Raw genomic sequence first — 20773 nt, 5'->3', positions numbered from 1 at the left:
CGCCCGGCGTCGTCAGCTGAGCGCCGAGAGGTCCCCGCGGCCGGCGTCGGGCTTGTAGGGGGCCGGCGCGACGGTGGCCCGGATGACCTTCTCCGGGTCGCCTGGGTTGCCCCAGACCACCTCGACCTCGGTGCCGATCTCGGCGGTGTCGACGTCCATCGTGGCCAGCGACAGCATCCGGCGGGCCCAGTAGCTGAACCCGCGGGACGTGGCGACGCCGACCAGCCGGCCGTCCCGCTCCACCCGGTCGGCCCACATGAAGCCGCGCTGGTCGCGGGGCAGGTCCATGAACGTGTGGTGGCGCCGGCCGGGGTCGAACAGCGACGCGTACACGTCGGTCACGTCCTCGGCGTTCCACTCCAGCGACCGGATCACCCGCCGGGGCGCGGCCTTCTCCGCCTCCAGGGCGGCGCGGCCGAGGAAGTCGTGGTCGAACTTCACGTTGCGGCCCCAGCCGAGCTCCACCGGGCTGCGGTAGTACTCGCTGACGTCCTGCCCCGGGTAGCTGCCGGCGATGTAGGCGGGCTGGGCGTTCGCCGGCATCGAGGCGGTGAACAGGTCCAGGTAGTCGGCCAGGTCGGGCTCGAAGATCGCCGGGATGTAGTCGGTGGCGATGGTCGGGACGCACGCCTCCAGGTGGTTGATCGGGGCGACCCGGCCGCCCATCCTGCGGATGCCGAACTCCTGGCCGGCCTCGAGCACGGCCGCGTACACCTCCGGCCCGACCTCGGACGGGCCCTGCAGCTCGAAGCCCGCCTCGCCGGCCATGCCCTGGCGCAGCGCCCACACGTCGTGCCCGGCGATCCGCACCGCCGTGACGTGCATGTAGGGGGTGGTCAGCAGGTCCTGGCTGCCGGTCAGCCGCTGCAGCAGCCTGACCGAGGTGGGGCCGGACACCTGGTAGACGAACCAGTCCTCGCGCTGCACTGCCGCGTCGTAGCGGCCGCGCTCGAGCTGGTGGCCCAGCCAGAAGCCGCCGCGCCCGTGCAGCACGAAGTCGTCGTCACCGAAGCGGGTGAGGATTCCCTCGTGGACCACCTTGCCGTCGGCGTTGGTGTGGATGACGTGCTTGGACCGGCCGGGCCGGAAGTCCTCGAAGCTGTTGACCGAGTAGTCGCTGAACAGCCGCAGCACGTCCGGCCCGGAGAACCGGTGCTGCCAGAGGAACGACCAGTCGCCGATGTAGCAGGTGTTCTTCCACGACAGGCTCTCGTCCAGCCAGTCGGTGTACTCCGGCTGGCCGAAGCGGCTCCACGCGTATCCCGGCGGGGGCACGCGCATGCTGCTCACGGAGTACGTCATCGTCGCTCCAGTCGTCTCGGGCGCGTCAGCTGACGTAGCGGCGCGCGGTGCTCTGCTTCTGGGCGTGCTCCAGCGCGGCGAACCGCGCCTCGGCGTGCGGGGGCAGCACCCGCCGCTCGCGCACCAGCCACGGGATCCCGCGCACCGCGGCGAGCAGGCCCCGCGCGGTCACCCGGTCCTTGGGCACGGTGCGCAGCAGGTGCCCGGTGCGGCGCAGCGCCGGGCGCAGCGGCCGGCGCAGCCACGTCGTCCACAGGGTGTTGCGGATGCCGTCGGCCCGCCGCTTGTGCGGGTCGCGGGCGGTGCTGGCCTGGTGGTGGATGGTCAGCTGCGGCAGGTAGCAGAGCTCCCAGCCGCGGGCGGCGAGGTCGCCGGCCATCAGCTCCTCCTCGCCACCCAGCCACAGCCGCTCGTTGAAGCCGCCGACCTCGCAGAAGGCCGCGCGGCGCAGCACGCTCGCGCCGGCGAGGAAGCTGCCCAGCGCCGGACCGGGCAGCCAGTCGGCGCCGACGACGGGGGAGTCGCGCAGCTCCGCGACGATCGGGTCCTCGACGCCGCCGGGCTCCACCAGGATCCGCGCGGTGACGACGGCCAGCCGCGGGTGGGCGTCGAGCACGTCGGCGGCCTCCCGCAGCGAGCCCGGGTCCCACCACGTGTCGTCGTCGCAGAACGCCACGTAGGGGGTGTCGAGCCGGGCGACGCCGAGGTTGCGGCCGACCGCGCCCAGGTTCTCCGGGCTGGCGATCAGCTCGACCCAGGGGTGCTCGCGGCGGACGGCGTCCGCGGTGCCGTCGGAGCTGCCGTTGTCGACGACCACCACGTGCGGCTGCTCGGGCAGCGCCCGCAGCCGGGTGAGCGCCAGCAGCAGCTCGTCCCGCCGGTCGTGCGTGATCACCACGACGGCGGCCCGCGGGTCGGGCACGGTGCCGGTCGTGGTGGGCTCGGTGAGTTCGCTGGTCATGACTCCTGCAGCTGTCGGACGCCGGTCATCACGGTCGGGGGGAGCACCCGGCGGGCGCGGAGGGCCGCGGGCACCCGGGGCAGGGCGCCGGCCAGCCCGCGCAGGCCGAGCCGGCCGGCACGCGCCGCGCGCAGCAGCTGGCCGGCCAGGTCGCGCGCGGGGTAGCGCATCAGCGCGGTGAGCACCCGGCTGCGCCACAGGCCCGACTGCCGGACGGCGGACGCCTCCCGCCGGGTCGAGGGGTGGTGGTGCACCGTGACGCCGTCGACGTAGGCGAGCCCCCAGCCGGCGGCGGCCAGGTCGAGGGCGAGCCGCTCCTCCTCGCCGGGGAAGCGGACCACGTCGTCGAAACCGCCGACGGCGGTGAACGCCTCGGTGCGCACCAGCGCGGCGCACGCGACGAAGCCGAGCAGCGACGGGCCCGGGAGGTCCGGCTCGGTGCCCAGCGGGCTCTCGGCCATCACCGTGCAGACGCCGTCGAGCGACTCCTCGGGGCCCACCAGGATCCGTGCGGCGAGCAGGCCGAGCCGCGGGTGGGCCTCCATCACCGCGACCGCGCGGGCCAGGTCGCCGGGCGCCCACCACGAGTCGTCATCGGTGAAGGCCACGTAGGGGGTGTCGGCGTGCTGCACCCCGATGGTGCGGGCGACCGCGCCGACGTTCTCCGGCAGCGGGACGACAGTCACCTCCGGGTGCGCGGCCCGGACGGCGGCGACCGTGTCGTCGGTCGAGGCGTTGTCGACCAGCACCACCGGCGCCTCGTGCCGGGGGATGCTGGCCAGCAGGTCCTCGCGCCGGTTGCGGCTGGCGATCACGCACGTGACCGCGGCCCGGGCGGCGTCCGGCTGCGCGGGCGCGGCGGCCGGTTCGGTGATCACGGGCGGAGTCTGCCCGGCGTCCCGCTCGCTCAACCGCCGGCCTCCGTGGTCTCCGGCACGCCGGTGCCCGCTGCGCCCGTGCGGTCCAGCGCCGCCGGGGCGGTGAACAGGCCGGCGGCGGGGCCGGTGCCGGCCAGCGCGTCGGCGGCGAGCACCACCGCGGCCGCGGTCCAGGTGGTGCGTTCCACCGGCCAGCGCGCGTCGTCGGCGTAGACCAGCCCGGTCCAGTAGCCGCCGTCCTCCTCGCGCAGGTGCTGCATGGCGGCCAGCTGCGCGAGGGCGTCGTCCCGGCGACCTGCGGCGGCCAGCGCGAGCGCCAGCTCGCAGGTCTCCGCGCCGGTCACCCAGGGCCGGTCGGCGACGCACCGCACCCCGAGGCCCGGGACGACGAAGGTGTCCCAGCCCGCGGCCAGCCGCTGCGACGCGGCGGGACCGGTCAGCGCGCCGGCGAGCACGGGGTAGTACCAGTCCATCGAGTACCGCGACCGGTCGGCGAACGCGCCGGGCCGCCGGCGCAGCGCGGTGAGCACGCCGTCGGTGGCCAGCTCCCAGTCCGGCTGCGGCTCGCCGACCAGGTCGGCGAGCGCGGCGCCGCAGCGCAGCGCCTGCGCCAGGCTGGCGTTGCCGGTCAGCAGGGCGGTGTCGTCGGCGGTTCCGTCGGGGCGCAGCGCCCAGCCGATCGCGCCGCTGGGCAGCTGCATCGCGACGACCAGGTCCAGCGCCCGCCGGACGGCCGGCCACAGCTGGTCGACCAGCGCCGCGTCGCCGCTGCACAGCCAGGAGTGCCAGGCGCCGACGGCGAGGTAGCCGGCGTGGTTGCTCTCCGCGGCCGGCGCGGTCACCCGGCCGTCGGTGTACCCGGCGGCCCAGGAGCCGTCCGGGCGCTGCCGGCCGGCCAGCCACCGGTAGGCGGCGACGGCGCGGGCGTGCTCCCCGCCGACGTCCAGCGCCATGGCGGCCTCGACCGAGTCCCAGGCGTCGAGCCGGCCGTTGCGCGCCCAGGGCAGCGCACCGTCGGCGGACTGCTGCGCGGAGATCCAGCCCACCGTGGCCCGCAGCTGGTCGGCGCTCAGCACGCCGGGGACGGCGGGCAGCTCAGGCACGCGCCGGTTCCTGCTCGGCGGGGACGTCGGCGGGTGCGTCCGTCGCGGCCGGCTTGTCGGCGTAGATGACGAAGCTCTTGCCCAGCAGCGGGTCCAGGGCCCGCTCGGCGGCGCGGGTCAGCCGCGGCCGCTTGACGAGGTCCCAGACCAGCAGCCGGTGGTAGGCGCGGGTGAGCGCGGTGTCGCGGTCGACGCCGACCGCGCACTTGAGCCACCAGTAGGGCGCGTGCAGCGCGTGCGCGTGGTGGGTGTCGGTGGGCTGCAACCCGGCCTGCGCCAGCCGCTCCCACAGCTGGTCGCCGCGGTAGATGCGCAGGTGGCCACCGGCCTGCGCGTGGTAGGCGTCGGACAGCGCCCAGCACACCCGCTCGGGCCCGTACCGCGGGACGGTGACGGCCACCCGGCCCCCGGGCTTGAGCACCCGGGCGATCTCGGCGATCGCGCTGACGTCGTCGGGGACGTGCTCGAGCACCTCGGAGGCGATCACCCGGTCGACGCTCGCGTCGGGCACCGGCAGCGCGCGCAGGTCGGCGCGGGCCACCGCGGCGTGCGCGCCGGCCGGCGCCTCACCGGCGGCGGCGATGGCCCCGAGCCACTCGGCGGTGGTCGCGACCTCGGACCGGCCCCAGTCGACGGCGAGCACGTCGGCGCCGCGGCGGAACGCCTCGAACGCGTGCCGCCCCTCGCCGCAGCCCAGGTCGAGCACCCGCATGCCCGGCCGGACGTCGAGCAGGTCGTAGTCGACGGTCAGCACCCGGCGGCCCGTCCCGCTGCCGCGCCGGCGGCCCGCCGGTCGAGCACCTCGGCGTACCAGTCGGCGGTGCGCTCCGCGGTGCGCCGCCAGGTGTAGTTGGCCAGCACCCGGGCCTGCCCGGCGCGGCCCAGCTGCTCCTGCAGCGACGGGTGGTCGAGCACCAGCTGCAGCGCGCCGGCCAGCCGGTCGACGTCTCCGGCGGGCACCTGCACCCCGGCGTGCGAGCCGACCACCTCCGGCAGCGCCCCGCCGTCGGTGGTGACCAGCGGCGTCGCGCACGCCATCGCCTCCACCGCGGGGAGCGAGAAGCCCTCGTACAGCGACGGGACGGCGACCACCGCGGCGGTCTGCAGCAGCCGCACCAGCTCCGCGGTCGGCACCCGGCCGGTGAAGCGCACCGCGTCGCCCAGGCCCAGCCGGGTCAGCGCGGCCTCGGTGGGGCCGCCAAGCGCCGGGGTGCCCACCACGGTCAGCCGGACCTCCCGCTCGGTGCGCAGCTTGGCGACCGCCTCCAGCAGGTGCACCAGGCCCTTGAGCGGCACGTCGGCGCTGGTGGTCACCACCACCGAGGAGCCGTCGCGCAGCGCCCGGTCGGCCGGCGGGGTGAAGACGGCGGGGTCGATCCCGACCGGGATGACGTCGACGGCCGGCGCCGGCACCGCCATCCGCTCGGCGATGTCCCGGCGGGAGCTCTCCGAGACGGTGGTCAGGCCGTCCAGCCGGCGCGCCACCCGGGCCTGCATGCCGGTGAACGCGTACCAGCGGCGCAGCGCGAGCCGCCGGCGCCGACCGGTCGCGGCGGCGAGCTCCAGGTCGCGGTCGACCGCGACCGGGTGGTGGACGGTGGCGACCACCGGCAGGCCGCGGCGCTGCAGCTGCAGCAGGCCCCAGCCCAGGGACTGGTTGTCGTGGACCAGGTCGAAGGCACCGGCGAACGGCCCCCGGCGGGCGCCCAGCAGCCGGGCCGCGCGCAGCGAGAAGGTGAGCGGCTCGGGGAACGCGGCGGTGCACATCATCGCCCACTCGGCGACGTCGACCCAGTCGCGGAACTCGCGGGGCCGGGGCGTCCGGAACGGATCGGGTTCGCGGTACAGGTCCAGGCTGGGCACCTCGGTCAGCGGCACCCCGTCGGCCAGCTCCGGGTAGGGCTGGCCGCTGAACACCCGCACCGAGTGGCCGAGCTCGCGCAGCTCGCGGGACAGCGCCGAGACGTAGACGCCCTGCCCCCCGCTGTGCGGCTTGCTCCGGTAGGACAGCAGTGCGACGCGCAGCGACCGTCCCATGACCGGACTCTAACCAGCGGCGGGGCCGCCCCCGGCGCGCGCCCGGGAGCTCCGGGGCTGGCAGGGTGCGCCCATGATCCGTCACGTCGTGCTGTTCACCTGGACCGAGTCGACCGACGCCGCGACCCGGGCGGCCACGGTGGCCGCCCTGCGCCGGCTGCCGGAGGAGGTCGGCGGGATGACCGGCTTCGCGGTGGGCCCGGACGCCGGTCTGGTCGAGGGCAACGCCGACACCGCGCTGGTCGCCGACTTCCCCGACGAGGCGGCGTACCGCACGTACGCCGAGCACCCGCGGCACCTGGAGGTCATCGCCGAGCACGTGCGCCCGCACCTGGCATCGCGGACCGCCGTCCAGTACGCGGTCTGACCGGTCCGGCCCGGGCCGCGACGCACGCGGGTACCGGGCGCGTCGATGATCGAGCGTGACGCCGCGCCGACACCGCGCTCCCGCCGGCGGGTGGCGCGACGGGCAGCACTGGTCCGGTCGGTCGGCTCTCCCTACCGTCGGCGCATGATCGAGGCAACCGGTCGTCGACGTCGCACGGTCGTGCTGCTCGCCACCACCGCCCTCGGGGGTGCGGTGCTGGCGGGGTGCGCCACGGAGCAGCCGGCGGGGGAGCGAGCCGGCACCGCCGTGTCGCCCGCCGCCGCCACGTCGAGCCCGCCGGCCGGCACCCCGGCGGGTGCCTCGTCGAGCGGGGCCGGGAGCACCTCCGGTGGGTCGTCCGACCTCACCGACGGGCTCCTCCCCGAGGCGGCGTTCGGCGACGGTGCCGAGGTGCACACCTGGAGCGGCCCGGAGGGGGACCACGGCCTCCCCGGCTGGGGACCGTGGCACCACGGGCACGACGGGCACCACGGGCACGACTGGCCCCGTGCCGACGTCGACCCCGCCAGCTGCGCGACCGCGTTCGACGAGGCGACGAAGGGGCTGGACGACGCGGGCGACGACGCCGATGCCGCCTCCAGGGTGGGGATCCGGGACGAGGTCGTGACGGTCGAGTCCCTGGTCCAGGGCACGGTCCCGTCGCTCGACGCGCTGCGCTCGGCGCTGGCCGCCTGCCCGACGGCGACGATCGGCGGGCCCGGGCCGTGGCAGGTCTCCTTCTCGATCACGCAGGTCAACGTCCCGGCCCTCGGGGACGGCAGCCTGGCCGTGCGCGCCGACGTGTCGGCCAGCGGCAGCAAGGGCGAGGACCGGCAGCGGTCGGCGCTGCTCGGCCTGGCGCAGGACGGGGACCGGACGGTCGTGCTGGTCAGCACGCGCCACGACGGTGCGCAGCCGGACGAGGCGGCGTTCCGGGAGCTGCTGCAGCAGGCCTACCAGGTGCAGGCGGACGCGCTCGACTGAGCCGTTGCCGGCCCGTCGCCCGAGCAGCGGTGGACGAGCCGGTACGACGGACGGGGGCGGGGAGCAGACCGACGGGGTGGGCACGGGGAGAGCCTGAGCGCTCCCACCCGCCCGGCCGCGCGTCCGTCCACAGCCGGGTGTCCCGTCCACAGATCCGTCGCAGCGCTGTTGCCGGGTCGCTCCCGTGCCCAGGGTCTGCGGCATGGCTGCAGACCCCCTCCCCACCGTCCGCCTCTCCGGGCCCGGCGAGTTCGCCGCCGCCCTCCCGTACCTGGTCGGCTTCAGCCCGCGCGAGTCGCTGGTCGTCGTCAGCGTGCGCGGCCCGAACCGCCGGTTCGGGTTGACGGCGCGCGTCGACCTGCCCCCACCCGCCGTCCGGGCCCGGGTGCTCGCCGGGCTGGTGCGCGCCGTCGCCACCGAGCGGCCGGCCGGCGTGCTCGCCGCCGTGGTGAGCGAGGACGCCGACGTGCCCAGCGTGCCGGTCCGCGCCGGGGGAGCCGGCGGCCTGCCGCTGCCCGACCTGCCGCACCGGGCGCTGGTCCGCGAGGCGGTGCTCGCGTTCCGGGCGTCCGGGGTGGCGGTGCACGACGTGCTGCTGGTGCGGGGCGGTCGCTGGTGGTCCTACGACCGGGCCGGGCCGGACGGCGTGCCGGGGGAGGGCACCCGGCTGCCGGCCGGCACCAGCGCACTGGCCGCCGCAGCGGCGGTGAGCGGGCAGGTCGTGGAGGACGACCGCGCGGAGCTGGCGCAGCGGATCGCGCCGCCGGCCTCGCTGGTCGGCATGGCGCACGCCTGCGACGAGGTGGGCGCGGCGATGGCCGTCCGCTCCATCGTCGACGGCTGGGACGCCGTGGTCGCCGAGTCTCTGCGGCTGGTCGAGGAGGCGGTCGCGACGATGGTCCGCCCCGGCTCGGCGCGGCTGACCGACGAGCAGGTCGCCCGGCTGGCCTGGGGGCTGCGCGACACCGAGGTCCGCGACGCCGCGCTGCGGTTCGCGCTGGGGCACACGTCGGTCGGCGCGGAGGTGCTCTGGACCGAGCTCACCCGCCGGGTGCCGGCTCCGCTGGACGCCGCGCCGGCCACGCTGCTGGCGGTCAGCGCATGGGTGCGGGGCAACGGTGCGATGGCCAACGTGGCGCTGGAGCGGGCGCTGACCAGCGAACCGTCCTACACCTTCGCCGGCCTGCTGCGGACCGCGCTGGACGCGTGCACGCCACCGGACCAGCTGCGCCGGCTCCTGCACGACGTCACCGGCGACCTGCCGGGGGAGCTGCCGGGCACCGGCGCCGGAACCGGCACCGGCCACCCGACGAGGGCGCCCGGTGGCCGGTGACGGGGTGGCCGGCGACCCGCCGGCCACCCCGCGGCGGTCACAGCAGCTCGGGCCGCTGCCACTCCTCGCCCAGGACGTGCTCGGCCAGGAACGCGAGCACCGTCTCGTACCAGACCTGGGCGTTGCCGGGGGTGAGCACCCAGTGGTTCTCGTCCGGGAAGTACAGGAACTTCGACGGGACCCCGCGCTTCTGCAGGTCGTACCAGAGCCGCAGGCCCTCGCCGATCGGCACCCGGTAGTCCTTGTCGCCGTGGATGACCAGCATCGGGGTGCGGATGGCGTCCGCGTAGCGGTGCGGCGAGTTCTGCTCGTAGCGCTTCGTCTCGGCGAGCGGGTCGCCGAACTCGCGCTCCCAGTAGTACGCCGCGTCGGTGGTGCCGCTGAAGCTGTCCAGGTGCCAGAGGCTGGCGTGGGTGACGATGGCCCGGAACCGGTCGGTCTGGGTGGCCACCCAGTTGGCCATGTAGCCACCGAACGAGCCGCCCATCGCCGCGGTGCGGGTCGCGTCGATCTCCGGCAGCGCCTCCGCGGCGTCCACCGCGGCCATCAGGTCGGTGTACGGGGCGTCGCCCCACTCGCCCCGGCCGCGGCGGACGAAGTCCTGCCCGAAGCCCTGCGACAGCGCCGGGTTGGGCAGCAGCACCGCGTAGCCGCGGGCGGCCAGCACCCACGGGGTCCAGCGCCACGACCAGGAGTTCCAGCTCATCAGCGGGCCGCCGTGGATCCACAGCACCAGCGGCGCCGGGCTCTCCGGGCCGGCGCCCTCGGGCAGCACCAGCCAGGACTGCACCCGGGTGCCGTCGGAGGCGGTGGCGTCCAGCTCACGCAGGGTGCCGGGGAAGGCGTCGATCGTTCCGGGGTTCGGCAGCGCCGACGGGTCCTGGTCGGCGGCCGCCGGGTCCAGCCGCACCGGCACCGGCGGGGTGTCGTACCCCGACCGCAGCGCGTACAGGGCGGTGCCGTCGCGGCCCACCTGCAGGTCGCTGTAGGCGCCCTGGGCGGTCAGCCGCACCGGGGTACCGCCGTCGGAGGGCACCCGGAACAGCGCGTGCCGTCCGTCGTCGTCGGCGAGGAAGAAGACCGCCGTGCCGTCCGCGCTGAACTGCGGCGCCGAGGGCCATCGGTCGAAGCCGGCGGTGAGGTCCCGCGGCTCCCCGCCGGCGGCGTCGACGACGAGCAGGGTGTAGTCCGGCGGCTCGGCGAACGTCGACTCCGACTCCCGCACGCACACGACCCGGGCCGAGTCGGGGGAGAAGGCCGGGGAGTGCACGTCGGCCAGCGGGTCGTCGACGAGCACCCGGCTCTCCCCGGACGCGACCTCGGTGAGCACCAGGCGGGTGCGGCGGCCGGCGTTGCCGTGCGGCACCTCCTCGGTGCGCACCAGGAGCCGGCCGTCCGGCGACAGCACGACCTCGTCGCCGGAACCGGTCGGCGCGCCGGCGTCGGGGGTCAGGTCGCGCCACTCCGGCGCGGCGGCGGGCCGGCCGGGCGGCGCCTCGGCCGGCAGCTGGCCCACCCAGTACACGTGCGGGACGGCGGGGCCGAGGTCGTGGTCCCAGTAGCGCACCGGGTAGCTCTCGTGCAGCACGGCGCTGACGCCGGCGTCCTTGCGGGCCTTGCGCCGCGCCTCGTCCGCCGCCGCGTCGGGGGCGCCGGGCAGCGTGGTGGCGACCACGGCCACGTCGCCGCTGTCGGCGGCCACGGCCACCCCGCCGATCCCCGCGGAGCGCTGCAGCACCACCCGGGCCTCACCGCCGTCGGCGGGCAGCACCCAGAGCGCCGGCACCGGGTCGCCGTCCGTGGCCTGCGGGTCGGGTCGGGCGGAGAGGAACAGCAGGTCACCGCCGGGGGTGAACACCGGCGCGGACTCCGCGGCGGGACCCCGGGTCAGCCGCCGGGCGGGGCGCTGCCCGGCGGGGTCGACCTCCCACAGCGCCGACTGCCACTTCTTGCCCTCGGCGTCGAGGGTGGCGACCGTGGTCACCAGCCGGCGGCCGTCGGGGGAGAGCGCGAGCCCGCCGAGGCGGGGCAGCGCCACGAAGTCGGCGAGGCGGTGGAAGGGGGTCGGGGCGGGGGAAGCGCCGTCGGGGGCAGGGGTCTCGCTCACCGGTGCCTTCTCTCTGCGCGTGGAGGCGGGGCGGTCACGAGCCTAGTGAGCCGGTCGTGAGCGGGGCGAACGAGTTGCCGGGGGCGGGAACGGCGGGAGCCGCGCCCCCGGGTGGGGACGCGGCTCCAGGTGCGCGTGCGGCGGCCGGGTCAGACGACGGCGGCCGTGGCCTCCTCGGTGACCTCGGCGGCCTCCTCGGGGGTCAGGGACTCGTCGACCGCGCTGACGAACACGTGCTGCGCCACACCCGGGGGCACCGGCACGCCGTTGACCAGCACCGTGCCGTTGGCGACGGTGGCCGTCACCTTCGAGCCGGGGTGGATGCCCTGGGCGTCGAGGGTGCGCAGCAGCTCGGCGTCCTCCTGCAGCTGCTCGCTGATCCGGCGGATGACCACCGGCCGGCCCTCCGGCGACGCGGTGGTCGACAGCAGCGTCAGCGCGTCCAGCACGGCGCTGGTGTCACCGCCCAGCGCGTCCAGCCCCGGGATCGGGTTGCCGAACGGCGACACGGTCGGGTGGTTGAGCAGGGTCAGCAGCTTGCGCTCGACCGCCTCGCTCATCACGTGCTCCCAGCGGCAGGCCTCCTCGTGCACCTCCGCGTACTCCAGCCCGATCACGTCGACCAGCAGGCACTCGGCCAGCCGGTGCTTGCGCATCACCGCCGTGGCCAGCTTGCGGCCCTCGTCGGACAGCTGCAGGTGCCGGTCGCCCTGCACGGTCAGCAGACCGTCGCGCTCCATCCGGGCGACCGTCTGGCTCACCGTGGGGCCGCTCTGGTGGAGGCGCTCGGCGATCCGGGCCCGGAGGGGCACGATGCCCTCCTCCTCGAGCTCGAAGATCGTCCGGAGGTACATCTCCGTGGTGTCGATGAGGTCGTTCACGTCCACTCCTCCGTCAGTTGCGCCCGATCCTACGAGGCGGAGGGCCTCCTCCGGGGGCGCTCCGCGGAAACGCTGCGCGGACGCCGGACATGCCGCACCGGCGCGGCGGCACCGGTAGCGTCGCCCCGGTGACGGAGCTGGGCGGCTCGACGACGAGCAGCGCACCGCGGCGCGGTGCGCCGGTGGCCGGGCACGCGGGAGGTGGGCGGTGAGCGACTCCGTCGCGGTCGTCTGGGACGACGCGCTGCTCGGCTACACGATGGGCGGCGAGCACCCCATGCACCCGGTGCGGCTGGACCTCACCATGCGGCTGGCCGACACGCTGGGCGTGCTGGCCAGCCCGCGCATCGAGGTCGTCGGCCCGGAGCCGGCCGGGGTCGACCTGCTCACGCTGGTGCACGACCCCGCCTACCTGGACGCGGTCCGCCGCGCGCCCGACGACCCGGCCGGCGCCGGCCACGGGCTCGGCACGGCCGACAACCCCGTCTTCCCCGGCCTGTACGACGCCGCCGCGCTGATCGCCGGCGGCAGCGTGCTGGCCGCGCAGCAGGTGCACAGCGGGCGCGCGCAGCACGCGGTCAACATCGCCGGCGGCCTGCACCACGCGATGCGCGCCGCCGCGTCCGGCTTCTGCGTCTTCAACGACGCCGCGATCGCCATCGCCTGGCTGCTGCGCCAGGGCTACGAGCGGATCGCCTACGTCGACCTCGACGTCCACCACGGCGACGGGGTGCAGGCCGCCTTCTACGACGACCCGCGGGTGCTCACCGTGAGCATCCACCAGACGCCGCTCACGCTCTGGCCCGGCACCGGCTACCCGGAGGAGACCGGGGACCCCGCGAAGGCCCTGGGCAGCGCGGTGAACCTGGCGCTGCCCAACGGCACCGACGACTCCGGCTGGCTGCGCGCGTTCCACGCCGTGGTGCCCGGTGTGGTGCGCGCGTTCGCCCCGCAGATCCTGGTCACCCAGTGCGGCTGCGACGCCCACCACGAGGACCCGATGGCCGACCTCGGGCTCACCGTCGACGGCCAGCGGGCCTCCTACCGCGCGGTGCACGACCTGGCGCACGAGGTGTGCGACGGCCGCTGGGTGGCCCTCGGCGGGGGTGGCTACGGGCTGGTGCGCTGCGTGCCCCGCGCCTGGACCCACCTCATCGCCGAGGCCGGCGGCGACCGGCTGGCCCCGGCCACCGGGATCCCGCAGAGCTGGCAGGACGACGTCCGCCGCCGGGGCCTGCGGGCCACCCCGCCGACGACGATGACCGAGGGCGGCTACACCGGCTTCCGGCGCTGGGACCCGCTGGAGGAGGACCGCGTCGACCGCGCGATCCGGCGCACCCGCACCGCCTCCTTCCCGCTGTTCGGCCTCGACCCGGACGACCCCCGTGACTGATGGAAGGACCACCCAGCCCCCCACCGCTCGCGGGCTCGCGGCGGGGCCCTGCTGGGCGGCCGGTGGAGACCATGACCGCTAGCGACCAGCACCCGGCACCGCCGCCCGCGCACTGGGAGGCCGACGTCGTCGCCTCCGACGGCGGCACCGTGCACCTGCGGCCGATCACCCCCGACGACGCGGAGGGCATCGAGGGCCTGGTCGAGCGCAGCTCCGACCAGACCCGCTACTACCGCTTCTTCGGCCCGGTGCGCCGGCTGTCGGACAAGGACCTGCACCGGTTCACCCACGTCGACCACGACAGCCGGGTCGCGTTCGTCGTCCTGCTCGGCGACCGGGTCATCGGCGTCGGCCGGTACGACCGCTACCCCGGCACCGACGAGGCCGAGGTGGCCTTCCTCATCGAGGACGCCCACCAGCGCCGCGGCCTGGGCTCGGTGCTGCTCGAGCACCTCGCGGCGGCCGCCCGGGAGCGCGGCATCACCCGGTTCGTGGCCGAGGTGCTGGCGCAGAACGGCCAGATGGTGCGGGTGTTCCAGGACGCCGGCTACTCGGCGAAGCGGTCCTACGCCGACGGCGTCGTCCACCTGACCTTCCCGATCGCGCCCACCGAGCAGTCGCTGGCGGTCACCTACGAGCGCGAGCAGCGCAGCGAGTCCCGCTCCATCGGCCGGCTGCTCACCCCCGGCTCGGTGGCCGTGGTCGGCGCCAGCAACGACCGGACCAAGGTCGGCTACGCGGTGCTGCACGACCTGCTCGAGTACGGGTTCGCCGGGCCCATCTACCCGGTGAACCCCGCGGTGCGGCACGTCCGCGGTGTCCCCGCGCACGCCTCGATCGAGGCCATCCCGGACGACGTCGACCTCGCGGTGCTGGCCGTCCCCGCCGACGAGGTGCCCGAGGTGGTCGCCGCGTGCCGGCGCAAGAACGTCCGCGGGCTGGTCGTCATCTCCGGCGGCTTCGGCGAGACCGGCCCCGAGGGGCGGGCCGCCGAGCGGGAGCTGGTCGCGTCGGCCCGCGCGTCGGGCATGCGGGTCGTCGGCCCCAACTGCCTGGGCATCGTCAACACCGACCCGGCGGTCCGGCTGAACGCCAGCCTGGCGCCGCACGTGCCCGGCCGGGGCCGGGTGGGGTTCTTCGCCCAGTCCGGTGCGCTCGGCGTGGCGTTGCTGGACCGGGCCCGCGGCCGCGGCATCGGCCTGTCCAGCTTCGTGTCGGCCGGCAACCGGGCCGACGTCAGCGGCAACGACCTGCTGCAGTACTGGGCCACCGACCCGGCCACCGAGGTCGTCATGCTGCACCTGGAGAGCTTCGGCAACCCCCGCAAGTTCGCCCGGCTCGCGCGCAGCCTCGGCCGCACCAAACCGGTGGTCGCGGTGAAGAGCGGGCGGCACGTCAGCCCCACCGCGGGGCTGGCCGGCACCAGCGTCGCCGTTCCCGAGCAGTCGGTGGCGGCCCTGTTCGCCTCCGCCGGGGTCATCCGGGTCGACACCCTGGCCCAGCTGTTCGACGTGGGCACCCTGCTGGCGCACCAGCCGCTGCCCGGCGGCAACCGGGTCGCGGTCGTCGGCAACTCCACCGCGATGGGCGTGCTCGTCGCCGACGCCGTGCTGGAGCAGGGGCTGCAGCTGGCCCAGGACCGGCCGGTCGACATCGGCACCGGCGCCGGCCCGGAGGACTTCCGCGCAGCCCTCCAGGCCGCCGTCGACGACGAGGCCGTCGACGCCGTGGTCGCGGTGTTCCTGCCGCCGCTGCTGCGCGAGTCCGCGGAGTTCGGCCGGGTGCTGCGCGAGGTGGGCGCCGCCTCGGCCAAGCCGGTGCTGGCCAACTTCCTGTCGGTCAACGGCATCCCCGACGAGCTCGCGGTCCGCGACGCCGAGGGGATGCCCGCCCGCGGCTCGGTGCCGTCGTTCTCCACCCCGGAGCGGGCGGTCATCGCGCTGGCCAAGGTCGCCGAGTACGCCCGCTGGCGCCGCCGCGACGCCGGCGTGGTGCCCGAGCTGCCCGACGTCGACGAGGACGCCGCCCGGGCCGTCGTCGAGGGCGCGCTGGCCAGCAGCCCCGAGGGCCGGGAGCTCGACGACGACGAGGTGATGGCGCTGCTGCGCGCCTACGGGGTGCCGATGCTCGGCACCTGCCGGGTCGAGGACGTCGAGGCCGCGGTCGAGGCGGCCGAGCAGATCGGCTACCCCGTGGTGCTCAAGTCGACCGCGCCGTGGCTGCGCGACCGGCGCGACCTGGGCGGCATGCGCTTCGACCTCACCGACGCCGAGGACGTGCGCGCCGCCTACGCCGCCATCCCGTCCGGTGACCCGGTGATCGTGCAGCAGCAGGCCGCGCCCGGGGTGGGCACCGTCGTCCAGGTGGTCGACGACCCGTCGTTCGGCGCGCTGGTCAGCTTCGGCGTCGGCGGGGTCGCCACCGACCTGCTCGGCGACCGCGCGTTCCGCACCCTGCCGCTCACCGACTCCGACGCCGCGGAGCTGGTCCGCGCGCCCCGCGCCTTCCCGATGCTCGACGGCTACCGGGGCAGCGACCCGGTCGACACCGAGGCGCTGGAGGACCTGCTGCTGCGGATCGCCCGGCTCGCCGACGACCTGCCCGAGGTGCTCGCGCTGAGCCTCGACCCGGTCATCGTCGGCCCCAAGGAGGCCTGGCACGGCGGCCCGTCCCTGGTCGTCGCCGGCGCCTCGGTGCGGATCGGCCCGCCCACCGCCCGCGTCGACACCGGACCCCGGCGGATGTTCCGGCCCGGCACCTGGTGAGGACGCACGAGAGCCCGCCGCCCCCGGAGGGGCGACGGGCTCTCGCTGCTGGGTCCTGCGTCAGGCGAGGTAGTCCCGCAGGGCGTCGGCGCGCTGCGGGTCACGCAGCTTGGTCATCGTCTCGCGCTCGATCTGGCGGACCCGCTCGCGGGAGAGACCGAACCGCTTGCCGATCTGCTCCAGCGTGCGCGGCTGCTCGCCGTCGAGCCCGAAGCGCATGATCACCACGTCGCGCTCCCGCTCCTCGAGCGTCTCCAGCACGTTGCGGACGTCGCCCTTCATCATCTGGAAGGCGACCGCGTCCTCGGCGACCGCGGCGTCGGCGTCCTCGATGAAGTCGCCGAGCCGGGACTCCTCGTCCGCGCCGACCGTCTGGTCCAGCGACACGAGGTCACGGGAGTACTCGAGCAGCTCGGTGATCCGCTCGGGCGTCATGTCGAGCTCGAGGCCGAGCTCCTCCGGGGTGGGCTCCCGCTCCAGCTCCTGGTGGATCCGGCGGCGGGTGCGCACCACCTTGTTGACCTGCTCGGCCAGGTGGACGGGCAGCCGGATGGTGCGCCCGGAGTCGGCCATCGCGCGGGTGATCGCCTGGCGGATCCACCACGTCGCGTAGGTCGAGAACTTGAAGCCCTTGGTGTAGTCGAACTTCTCCACCGCGCGGATCAGGCCGACGTTGCCCTCCTGGATCAGGTCCAGGAACGTCATGCCGTGGCCGGTGTAGCGCTTGGCCACCGAGACGACCAGGCGCAGGTTCGCCTCGAGCAGGTGGGCCTTGGCCGCCTTGCCGTCGGCGGCGAGGAGCTTGTAGTCACGCTGCAGGGCCGGGGTGAGCTTCTTCTCCGCGAGCAGCCGGTCGGCGTACAGGCCGGCCTCGATGCGCTTGGCGAGCTCGACCTCCTGCTCGGCGGTCAGCAGCGCGGTCTTGCCGATGGTGTTGAGGTACACGCGCACCAGGTCCGTCGACACCAGCCCGCTGGTGTCGGGAGCCCGGCGCGGCGAGCGCACCCCGAGGGTGTCGGTGGGGGAGGACTGCAGCACGGTCACGATGAGTCTTCGTCCTTGCTTCGGGATCCGGATGCGCCGCGGCTGTCGTGCGCGTGCGGTGCTCCGGCGTGGTCGGTGCGAAGCGTGGGCCCGGGGTCGTCCGGGGCTGCTCCGGCATCGTTCTGTCCGGTGTGGTACGTCGTGTGCAACGGTTCGAGACCGCTCCGGTGTTCCACGGCGACCGAACTCACAGCGATCTGCCAGGAGCGGTGGGTACCCGGGCCGTCTCCTACCCGGGGCCTCCGGCGGCTAGACCTCGAGCAGCAAGGTCATCGGGCCCTCGTTGACCGACGACACCTGCATGCGTGCTCCGAACACCCCGGTCGCCACGGTCGTTCCCCGCCGCTCCAGCTCGGCCACGACCTCGGCCACCAGCGGCTCGGCGACCTCGCCCGGCGCGGCGTCGGCCCAGGACGGACGACGGCCCTTGCGCGTGTCGGCGTAGAGGGTGAACTGGCTGACCACCAGCACGGGCAGGCCCAGGTCGCCCACCGAGCGGGCGCCGTCGCCGGTGGGGAACACCCGCAGCTCGTGCACCTTGCGGGCGAGCGTCCGCGCGCGGTCGGTGTCGTCGTCCCTGCCCACCCCGACCAGGGCGAGCAGCCCCGCACCGATCGTGCCGACCACCTCGCCGTCGACCGTCACCGACGCCTCGCCCACCCGGGTCACCACCGCACGCACCGCCTCATCCTGACGGGGACATCGCGGCCGGTCGGGACCGGATCCGGGCCGCTAGCATCCGCGCATGAGCAGGTCGGTGACCCTGCGGGCGACCGCCGTCCTCGGCGCGTTCGACGGTGAGCACCGCAGCCTGAACCTCTCGCAGCTGGCCCGCCGCAGCGGGCTGCCGCTCGCCACGGCCCACCGGCTGGCCGGCGACCTGGTCGACGGGCAGCTGCTCGTGCGGCGCGGTGACGGGCGCTACGAGATCGGCGCGCGGCTGTGGCGGCTGGGCCTGCTGGCGCCGGTGACCAGCCTGCGGGAGCTGGCGCTGCCGCACCTGCAGGACCTGGTGTCGACGACCGGGCACACGGTCGACCTGGCCGTGCTCGACGGCACCAGCGCGCTGGTCGTCGACCGGCTCGCCGGCACCCGGAGCATCCCCACCCGGCACAACCCGGGGGACCGGCTGCCGCTGCACTGCACCGCCGTGGGCAAGGTGCTGCTGGCGCACGCCCCGGAGCCGGTGGTCGCGGAGGTCGCCGGCGACCTGACCCGGCGCACCGCCTTCACCGTCACCGACGCCCGCGTGCTGCACCGGCAGCTCGACGGGATCCGCCGGGAGGGGCTCGCCCGCAGCGCGCAGGAGCACCGGCTCGGCGTCTCGTCGGTGGCGGTGCCGGTCCCCGGCAGCGACGGTGTCACGGCGGCGATCGGCCTGCTGGCGCCGCTGACCAGCGCGCGGCTGGCCGCCGCGCTGCCGCACCTGCGGTCCGCGGCGGCGTCGATCGGTGCCGACGTCCGGCGCAGCGGGCTCGCGGCCCCGACCCGGGACGAGCCGCGGGCGGGAGCGGGCAGAGTTCCCGGATAGCGGAAACCGTGCCTTGCCCCGCACCCACGGCTCCTCCACGGTCTGCGCATGACCGGGGCAGGGACGCGGCGGGGGGCCGACCCCGGTGCGGTCGGTGAGGGCGACCTGCTCTGGACGCCGTCACCCGAGCGGGTCGAACGGTCCCGGCTGACGGCCTTCACCCGGTTCGCCGAGGAGCGGACCGGTCGGGAGTTCGGCGACTACACCGCCCTGTGGGAGTGGTCGACGACCGAGCTGGCCGAGTTCTGGCAGGCCGTCTGGGACTTCTTCGACGTCCGGTCGTCGGCGCCGCACACCGCGGTGCTGGAGAGCCTGGTCATGCCGGGCGCCCGCTGGTTCCCCGGGGCCCGGCTGAACCTCGCCGAGCACCTGCTCCGGATGGAGCGCCCCGGCGACGCGGCCCTCCTGCACACCGCCGAGGACGCGCCGCTGCGGGAGCTGGGCTGGGCGGACCTCGCCGGTCAGGTCCGCAGCGTCGCCACGCACCTGCGCTCGATCGGCGTCCGCCCCGGCGACCGGGTGGTGGGCTACCTGCCAAACGTGCCGCAGGCGGTGGTCGCGGTGGTGGCGGCCGCGAGCGTCGGCGCGGTGTGGGCCGCGGTCTCCCCGGACTTCGGCGCGCGGGGCGCGGTCGACCGGCTGGGCCAGCTGGCGCCGACGGTGCTGCTGGCGGCCGACGGGTACCGCTACGGCGGCCGGGTGTTCGACCGGCGCGGCGTGGTCGCCGAGCTCGTCGCGGGCCTGCCGTCGCTGCGCGAGGTCGTGCACGTGCCCGTGCTGGGCCTGGACCCGGGCCCGGGCGGCACCCCGTGGGCCGAGGTGGTCGGCGGCCCGCCGGTGCCGGCGGCGGGGTTCGCCTGCGAGCAGGTGCCGTTCGACCACCCGCTGTGGGTGCTGTTCTCCTCCGGCACCACCGGGCTGCCCAAGCCGATCGTGCACGGGCACGGCGGGATCCTGCTCGAGCAGCTCAAGCTGCACGTCCTGCACCACGACCTGCGCGCCGGCGACCGGGCGTTCTTCGCCACCACCACGGGCTGGATGTTGTGGAACTCCCTGGTCGGCATGCTGCTGGCCGGCGCGGTGCCGGTGCTCCACGACGGCAACCCCGCGCACCCGGACGTCGGCGTGCTGTGGCGGATCGCGCAGGACAGCCGGGCGCGGCTGCTGGGCGCCGGCCCCGCCTTCGTCGAGCTGGTGCGGAAGGCCGGCGTGGTGCCCCGGGAGCAGTTCGACCTCTCCGCGCTGGACGTCGTGATGCCGGCCGGCTCGCCGGTCGCCCCCGCGGTCACCGCGTGGTTCTACACCGACGTCAAGGACGAGCTGCACGTCGCCACCGGCAGCGGCGGCACCGACGTCTGCACCGGGCTGGTCGGGGGCGTGCCGACGCTGCCGGTGCGGGCGGGGGAGATCCAGGCCCGCTCCCTCGGCGTGGCCGCGGAGGCGTGGGACGACAGCGGGCAGCCCGTCGTCGGCCGGGTCGGGGAGCTCGTCGTCACCCGGCCGATGCCCTCGATGCCGCTGTTCCTCTGGGGCGACGAGGACGGCGCCCGCCACCGGGCCAGCTACTTCGAGACCTTCCCCGGGGTGTGGCGGCACGGCGACTTCCTGGAGGTCAACGAGCGCGGCGGGTGCTTCGTCCGGGGCCGCTCGGACGCCGTCCTGAACCGGTACGGGGTGCGGATCGGGACCGCCGAGGTCTACCGCGTGGTCGAGGAGGACCCCGCGGTGCTGTCCTCGCTGGTGGTGCACCTGGACCTGCCCGGCGGCGGTTCGTTCATGCCGCTGTTCGTCCAGCTCGCCCCGGGTGCCGAGCTGGACGCCGACCTGGAGGCCCGGCTGCGCCGCCGGCTCCGCGAGGAGCACACCCCGCGCCACGTGCCCGACCGGGTCGTCGCCGTCGACGCGATCCCGCTCACCCGCAGCGGCAAGAAGATGGAGGTGCCGGTCCGCCGGGTCCTGCTGGGCGCCGACCCCGCCACCGTCGCGGACCCCAGCGCCATGGCCGACCCCGCCGCGCTGACCCCGTTCGTCGAGTACGCCCGCGCGCAGCGGGACTACTCGCTCGCCTGACCCCACCGAGCAGAGGA

General features: G+C 75.8%; 17 protein-coding genes. 7 read left to right on the top strand and 10 right to left on the bottom strand.

Annotated features, from left to right (window positions below):
• Positions 1 to 12 precede the first annotated feature (12 nt).
• From AB0J00_RS02300 to AB0J00_RS02275, 6 genes are read right to left on the bottom strand one after another with little or no spacing between them, the layout of a single operon-like run.
• On the bottom strand, positions 13 to 1302 hold the full coding sequence (locus tag AB0J00_RS02300; protein WP_357739541.1) for a hypothetical protein: 1290 nt from the start codon (positions 1300 to 1302) through the stop codon (positions 13 to 15).
• Positions 1303 to 1327: 25 nt separating this feature from the next.
• Positions 1328 to 2263 carry a glycosyltransferase gene (locus AB0J00_RS02295; RefSeq protein ID WP_357739538.1) on the bottom strand — a complete coding sequence of 312 codons (936 nt, stop codon included), beginning with the start codon at positions 2261 to 2263 and terminating at the stop codon, positions 1328 to 1330.
• Positions 2260 to 3141: a glycosyltransferase gene (locus tag AB0J00_RS02290; protein ID WP_357739535.1), complete on the bottom strand. Its 882-nt coding sequence runs from the start codon at positions 3139 to 3141 to the stop codon at positions 2260 to 2262. Before AB0J00_RS02290 ends, AB0J00_RS02295 begins: the two co-directional genes overlap by 4 nt.
• Before the next feature lie 29 nt (positions 3142 to 3170).
• Positions 3171 to 4244 (bottom strand): prenyltransferase, encoded by a 1074-nt coding sequence (locus AB0J00_RS02285; RefSeq protein WP_357739532.1) that lies wholly within the window; start codon positions 4242 to 4244, stop codon positions 3171 to 3173.
• Positions 4237 to 4998 carry a class I SAM-dependent methyltransferase gene (locus AB0J00_RS02280; RefSeq protein ID WP_357739529.1) on the bottom strand — a complete coding sequence of 254 codons (762 nt, stop codon included), beginning with the start codon at positions 4996 to 4998 and terminating at the stop codon, positions 4237 to 4239. Before AB0J00_RS02280 ends, AB0J00_RS02285 begins: the two co-directional genes overlap by 8 nt.
• Positions 4992 to 6281: a glycosyltransferase family 4 protein gene (locus AB0J00_RS02275; protein ID WP_357739526.1), complete on the bottom strand. Its 1290-nt coding sequence runs from the start codon at positions 6279 to 6281 to the stop codon at positions 4992 to 4994. The genes AB0J00_RS02280 and AB0J00_RS02275 overlap by 7 nt, the downstream gene beginning before the upstream one ends.
• Before the next feature lie 73 nt (positions 6282 to 6354).
• Between AB0J00_RS02275 and AB0J00_RS02270 the strand changes: the two genes are divergently transcribed.
• The 3 genes from AB0J00_RS02270 to AB0J00_RS02260 all read left to right on the top strand — a co-directional run bounded on the left by AB0J00_RS02270 (position 6355) and on the right by AB0J00_RS02260 (position 8965).
• A complete protein-coding gene (locus AB0J00_RS02270) occupies positions 6355 to 6648 on the top strand; it encodes a Dabb family protein (RefSeq protein ID WP_357739524.1) in 294 nt (97 codons plus the stop codon).
• Between the two features lie 144 nt (positions 6649 to 6792).
• The gene (locus AB0J00_RS02265) at positions 6793 to 7632 is read left to right on the top strand and encodes a hypothetical protein (protein ID WP_357739521.1); all 840 of its coding nucleotides are present in this window, start codon (positions 6793 to 6795) and stop codon (positions 7630 to 7632) included.
• 202 nt (positions 7633 to 7834) lie between these two features.
• Positions 7835 to 8965: a DUF4192 domain-containing protein gene (locus AB0J00_RS02260; protein ID WP_357739518.1), complete on the top strand. Its 1131-nt coding sequence runs from the start codon at positions 7835 to 7837 to the stop codon at positions 8963 to 8965.
• Between the two features lie 37 nt (positions 8966 to 9002).
• Here AB0J00_RS02260 and AB0J00_RS02255 read toward each other — a convergent pair whose 3' ends face one another.
• Positions 9003 to 11072: a S9 family peptidase gene (locus AB0J00_RS02255; protein WP_357739515.1), complete on the bottom strand. Its 2070-nt coding sequence runs from the start codon at positions 11070 to 11072 to the stop codon at positions 9003 to 9005.
• A gap of 149 nt (positions 11073 to 11221) precedes the next feature.
• The gene (locus AB0J00_RS02250; protein WP_357739512.1) at positions 11222 to 11953 is read right to left on the bottom strand and encodes a metal-dependent transcriptional regulator; all 732 of its coding nucleotides are present in this window, start codon (positions 11951 to 11953) and stop codon (positions 11222 to 11224) included.
• Between the two features lie 208 nt (positions 11954 to 12161).
• Between AB0J00_RS02250 and AB0J00_RS02245 the strand changes: the two genes are divergently transcribed.
• Together AB0J00_RS02245 and AB0J00_RS02240 are read left to right on the top strand one after the other, a co-directional pair.
• The gene (locus AB0J00_RS02245) at positions 12162 to 13346 is read left to right on the top strand and encodes an acetoin utilization protein AcuC (protein WP_357739509.1); all 1185 of its coding nucleotides are present in this window, start codon (positions 12162 to 12164) and stop codon (positions 13344 to 13346) included.
• Positions 13347 to 13417: 71 nt separating this feature from the next.
• A complete protein-coding gene (locus tag AB0J00_RS02240; protein WP_357739506.1) occupies positions 13418 to 16111 on the top strand; it encodes a GNAT family N-acetyltransferase in 2694 nt (897 codons plus the stop codon).
• A gap of 60 nt (positions 16112 to 16171) precedes the next feature.
• Here the strand turns inward: AB0J00_RS02240 and sigB are convergent, their stop codons facing one another.
• Together sigB and dtd are read right to left on the bottom strand one after the other, a co-directional pair.
• The gene (gene sigB, locus AB0J00_RS02235; protein ID WP_357739503.1) at positions 16172 to 17155 is read right to left on the bottom strand and encodes an RNA polymerase sigma factor SigB; all 984 of its coding nucleotides are present in this window, start codon (positions 17153 to 17155) and stop codon (positions 16172 to 16174) included.
• A 249-nt stretch (positions 17156 to 17404) separates the two neighbouring features.
• A complete protein-coding gene (gene dtd / locus AB0J00_RS02230) occupies positions 17405 to 17836 on the bottom strand; it encodes a D-aminoacyl-tRNA deacylase (RefSeq protein ID WP_357739501.1) in 432 nt (143 codons plus the stop codon).
• Positions 17837 to 17900: 64 nt separating this feature from the next.
• Here dtd and AB0J00_RS02225 point away from each other — a divergent pair, with 64 nt between their 5' ends.
• Positions 17901 to 18686 carry an IclR family transcriptional regulator gene (locus AB0J00_RS02225; protein ID WP_357739498.1) on the top strand — a complete coding sequence of 262 codons (786 nt, stop codon included), beginning with the start codon at positions 17901 to 17903 and terminating at the stop codon, positions 18684 to 18686.
• A 48-nt stretch (positions 18687 to 18734) separates the two neighbouring features.
• Positions 18735 to 20756, top strand: a complete 2022-nt coding sequence (locus tag AB0J00_RS02220) for an acetoacetate--CoA ligase (protein WP_357739495.1) — start codon at positions 18735 to 18737, stop codon at positions 20754 to 20756.
• Positions 20757 to 20773 lie beyond the last annotated feature (17 nt).

It is taken from the genome of Modestobacter sp. NPDC049651, from assembly GCF_040659695.1.
Lineage (GTDB): Bacteria > Actinomycetota > Actinomycetes > Mycobacteriales > Geodermatophilaceae > Modestobacter.
Note: the sequence above shows the minus strand (reverse complement) of the source record. Positions and strands in the feature narration are given on the sequence as shown.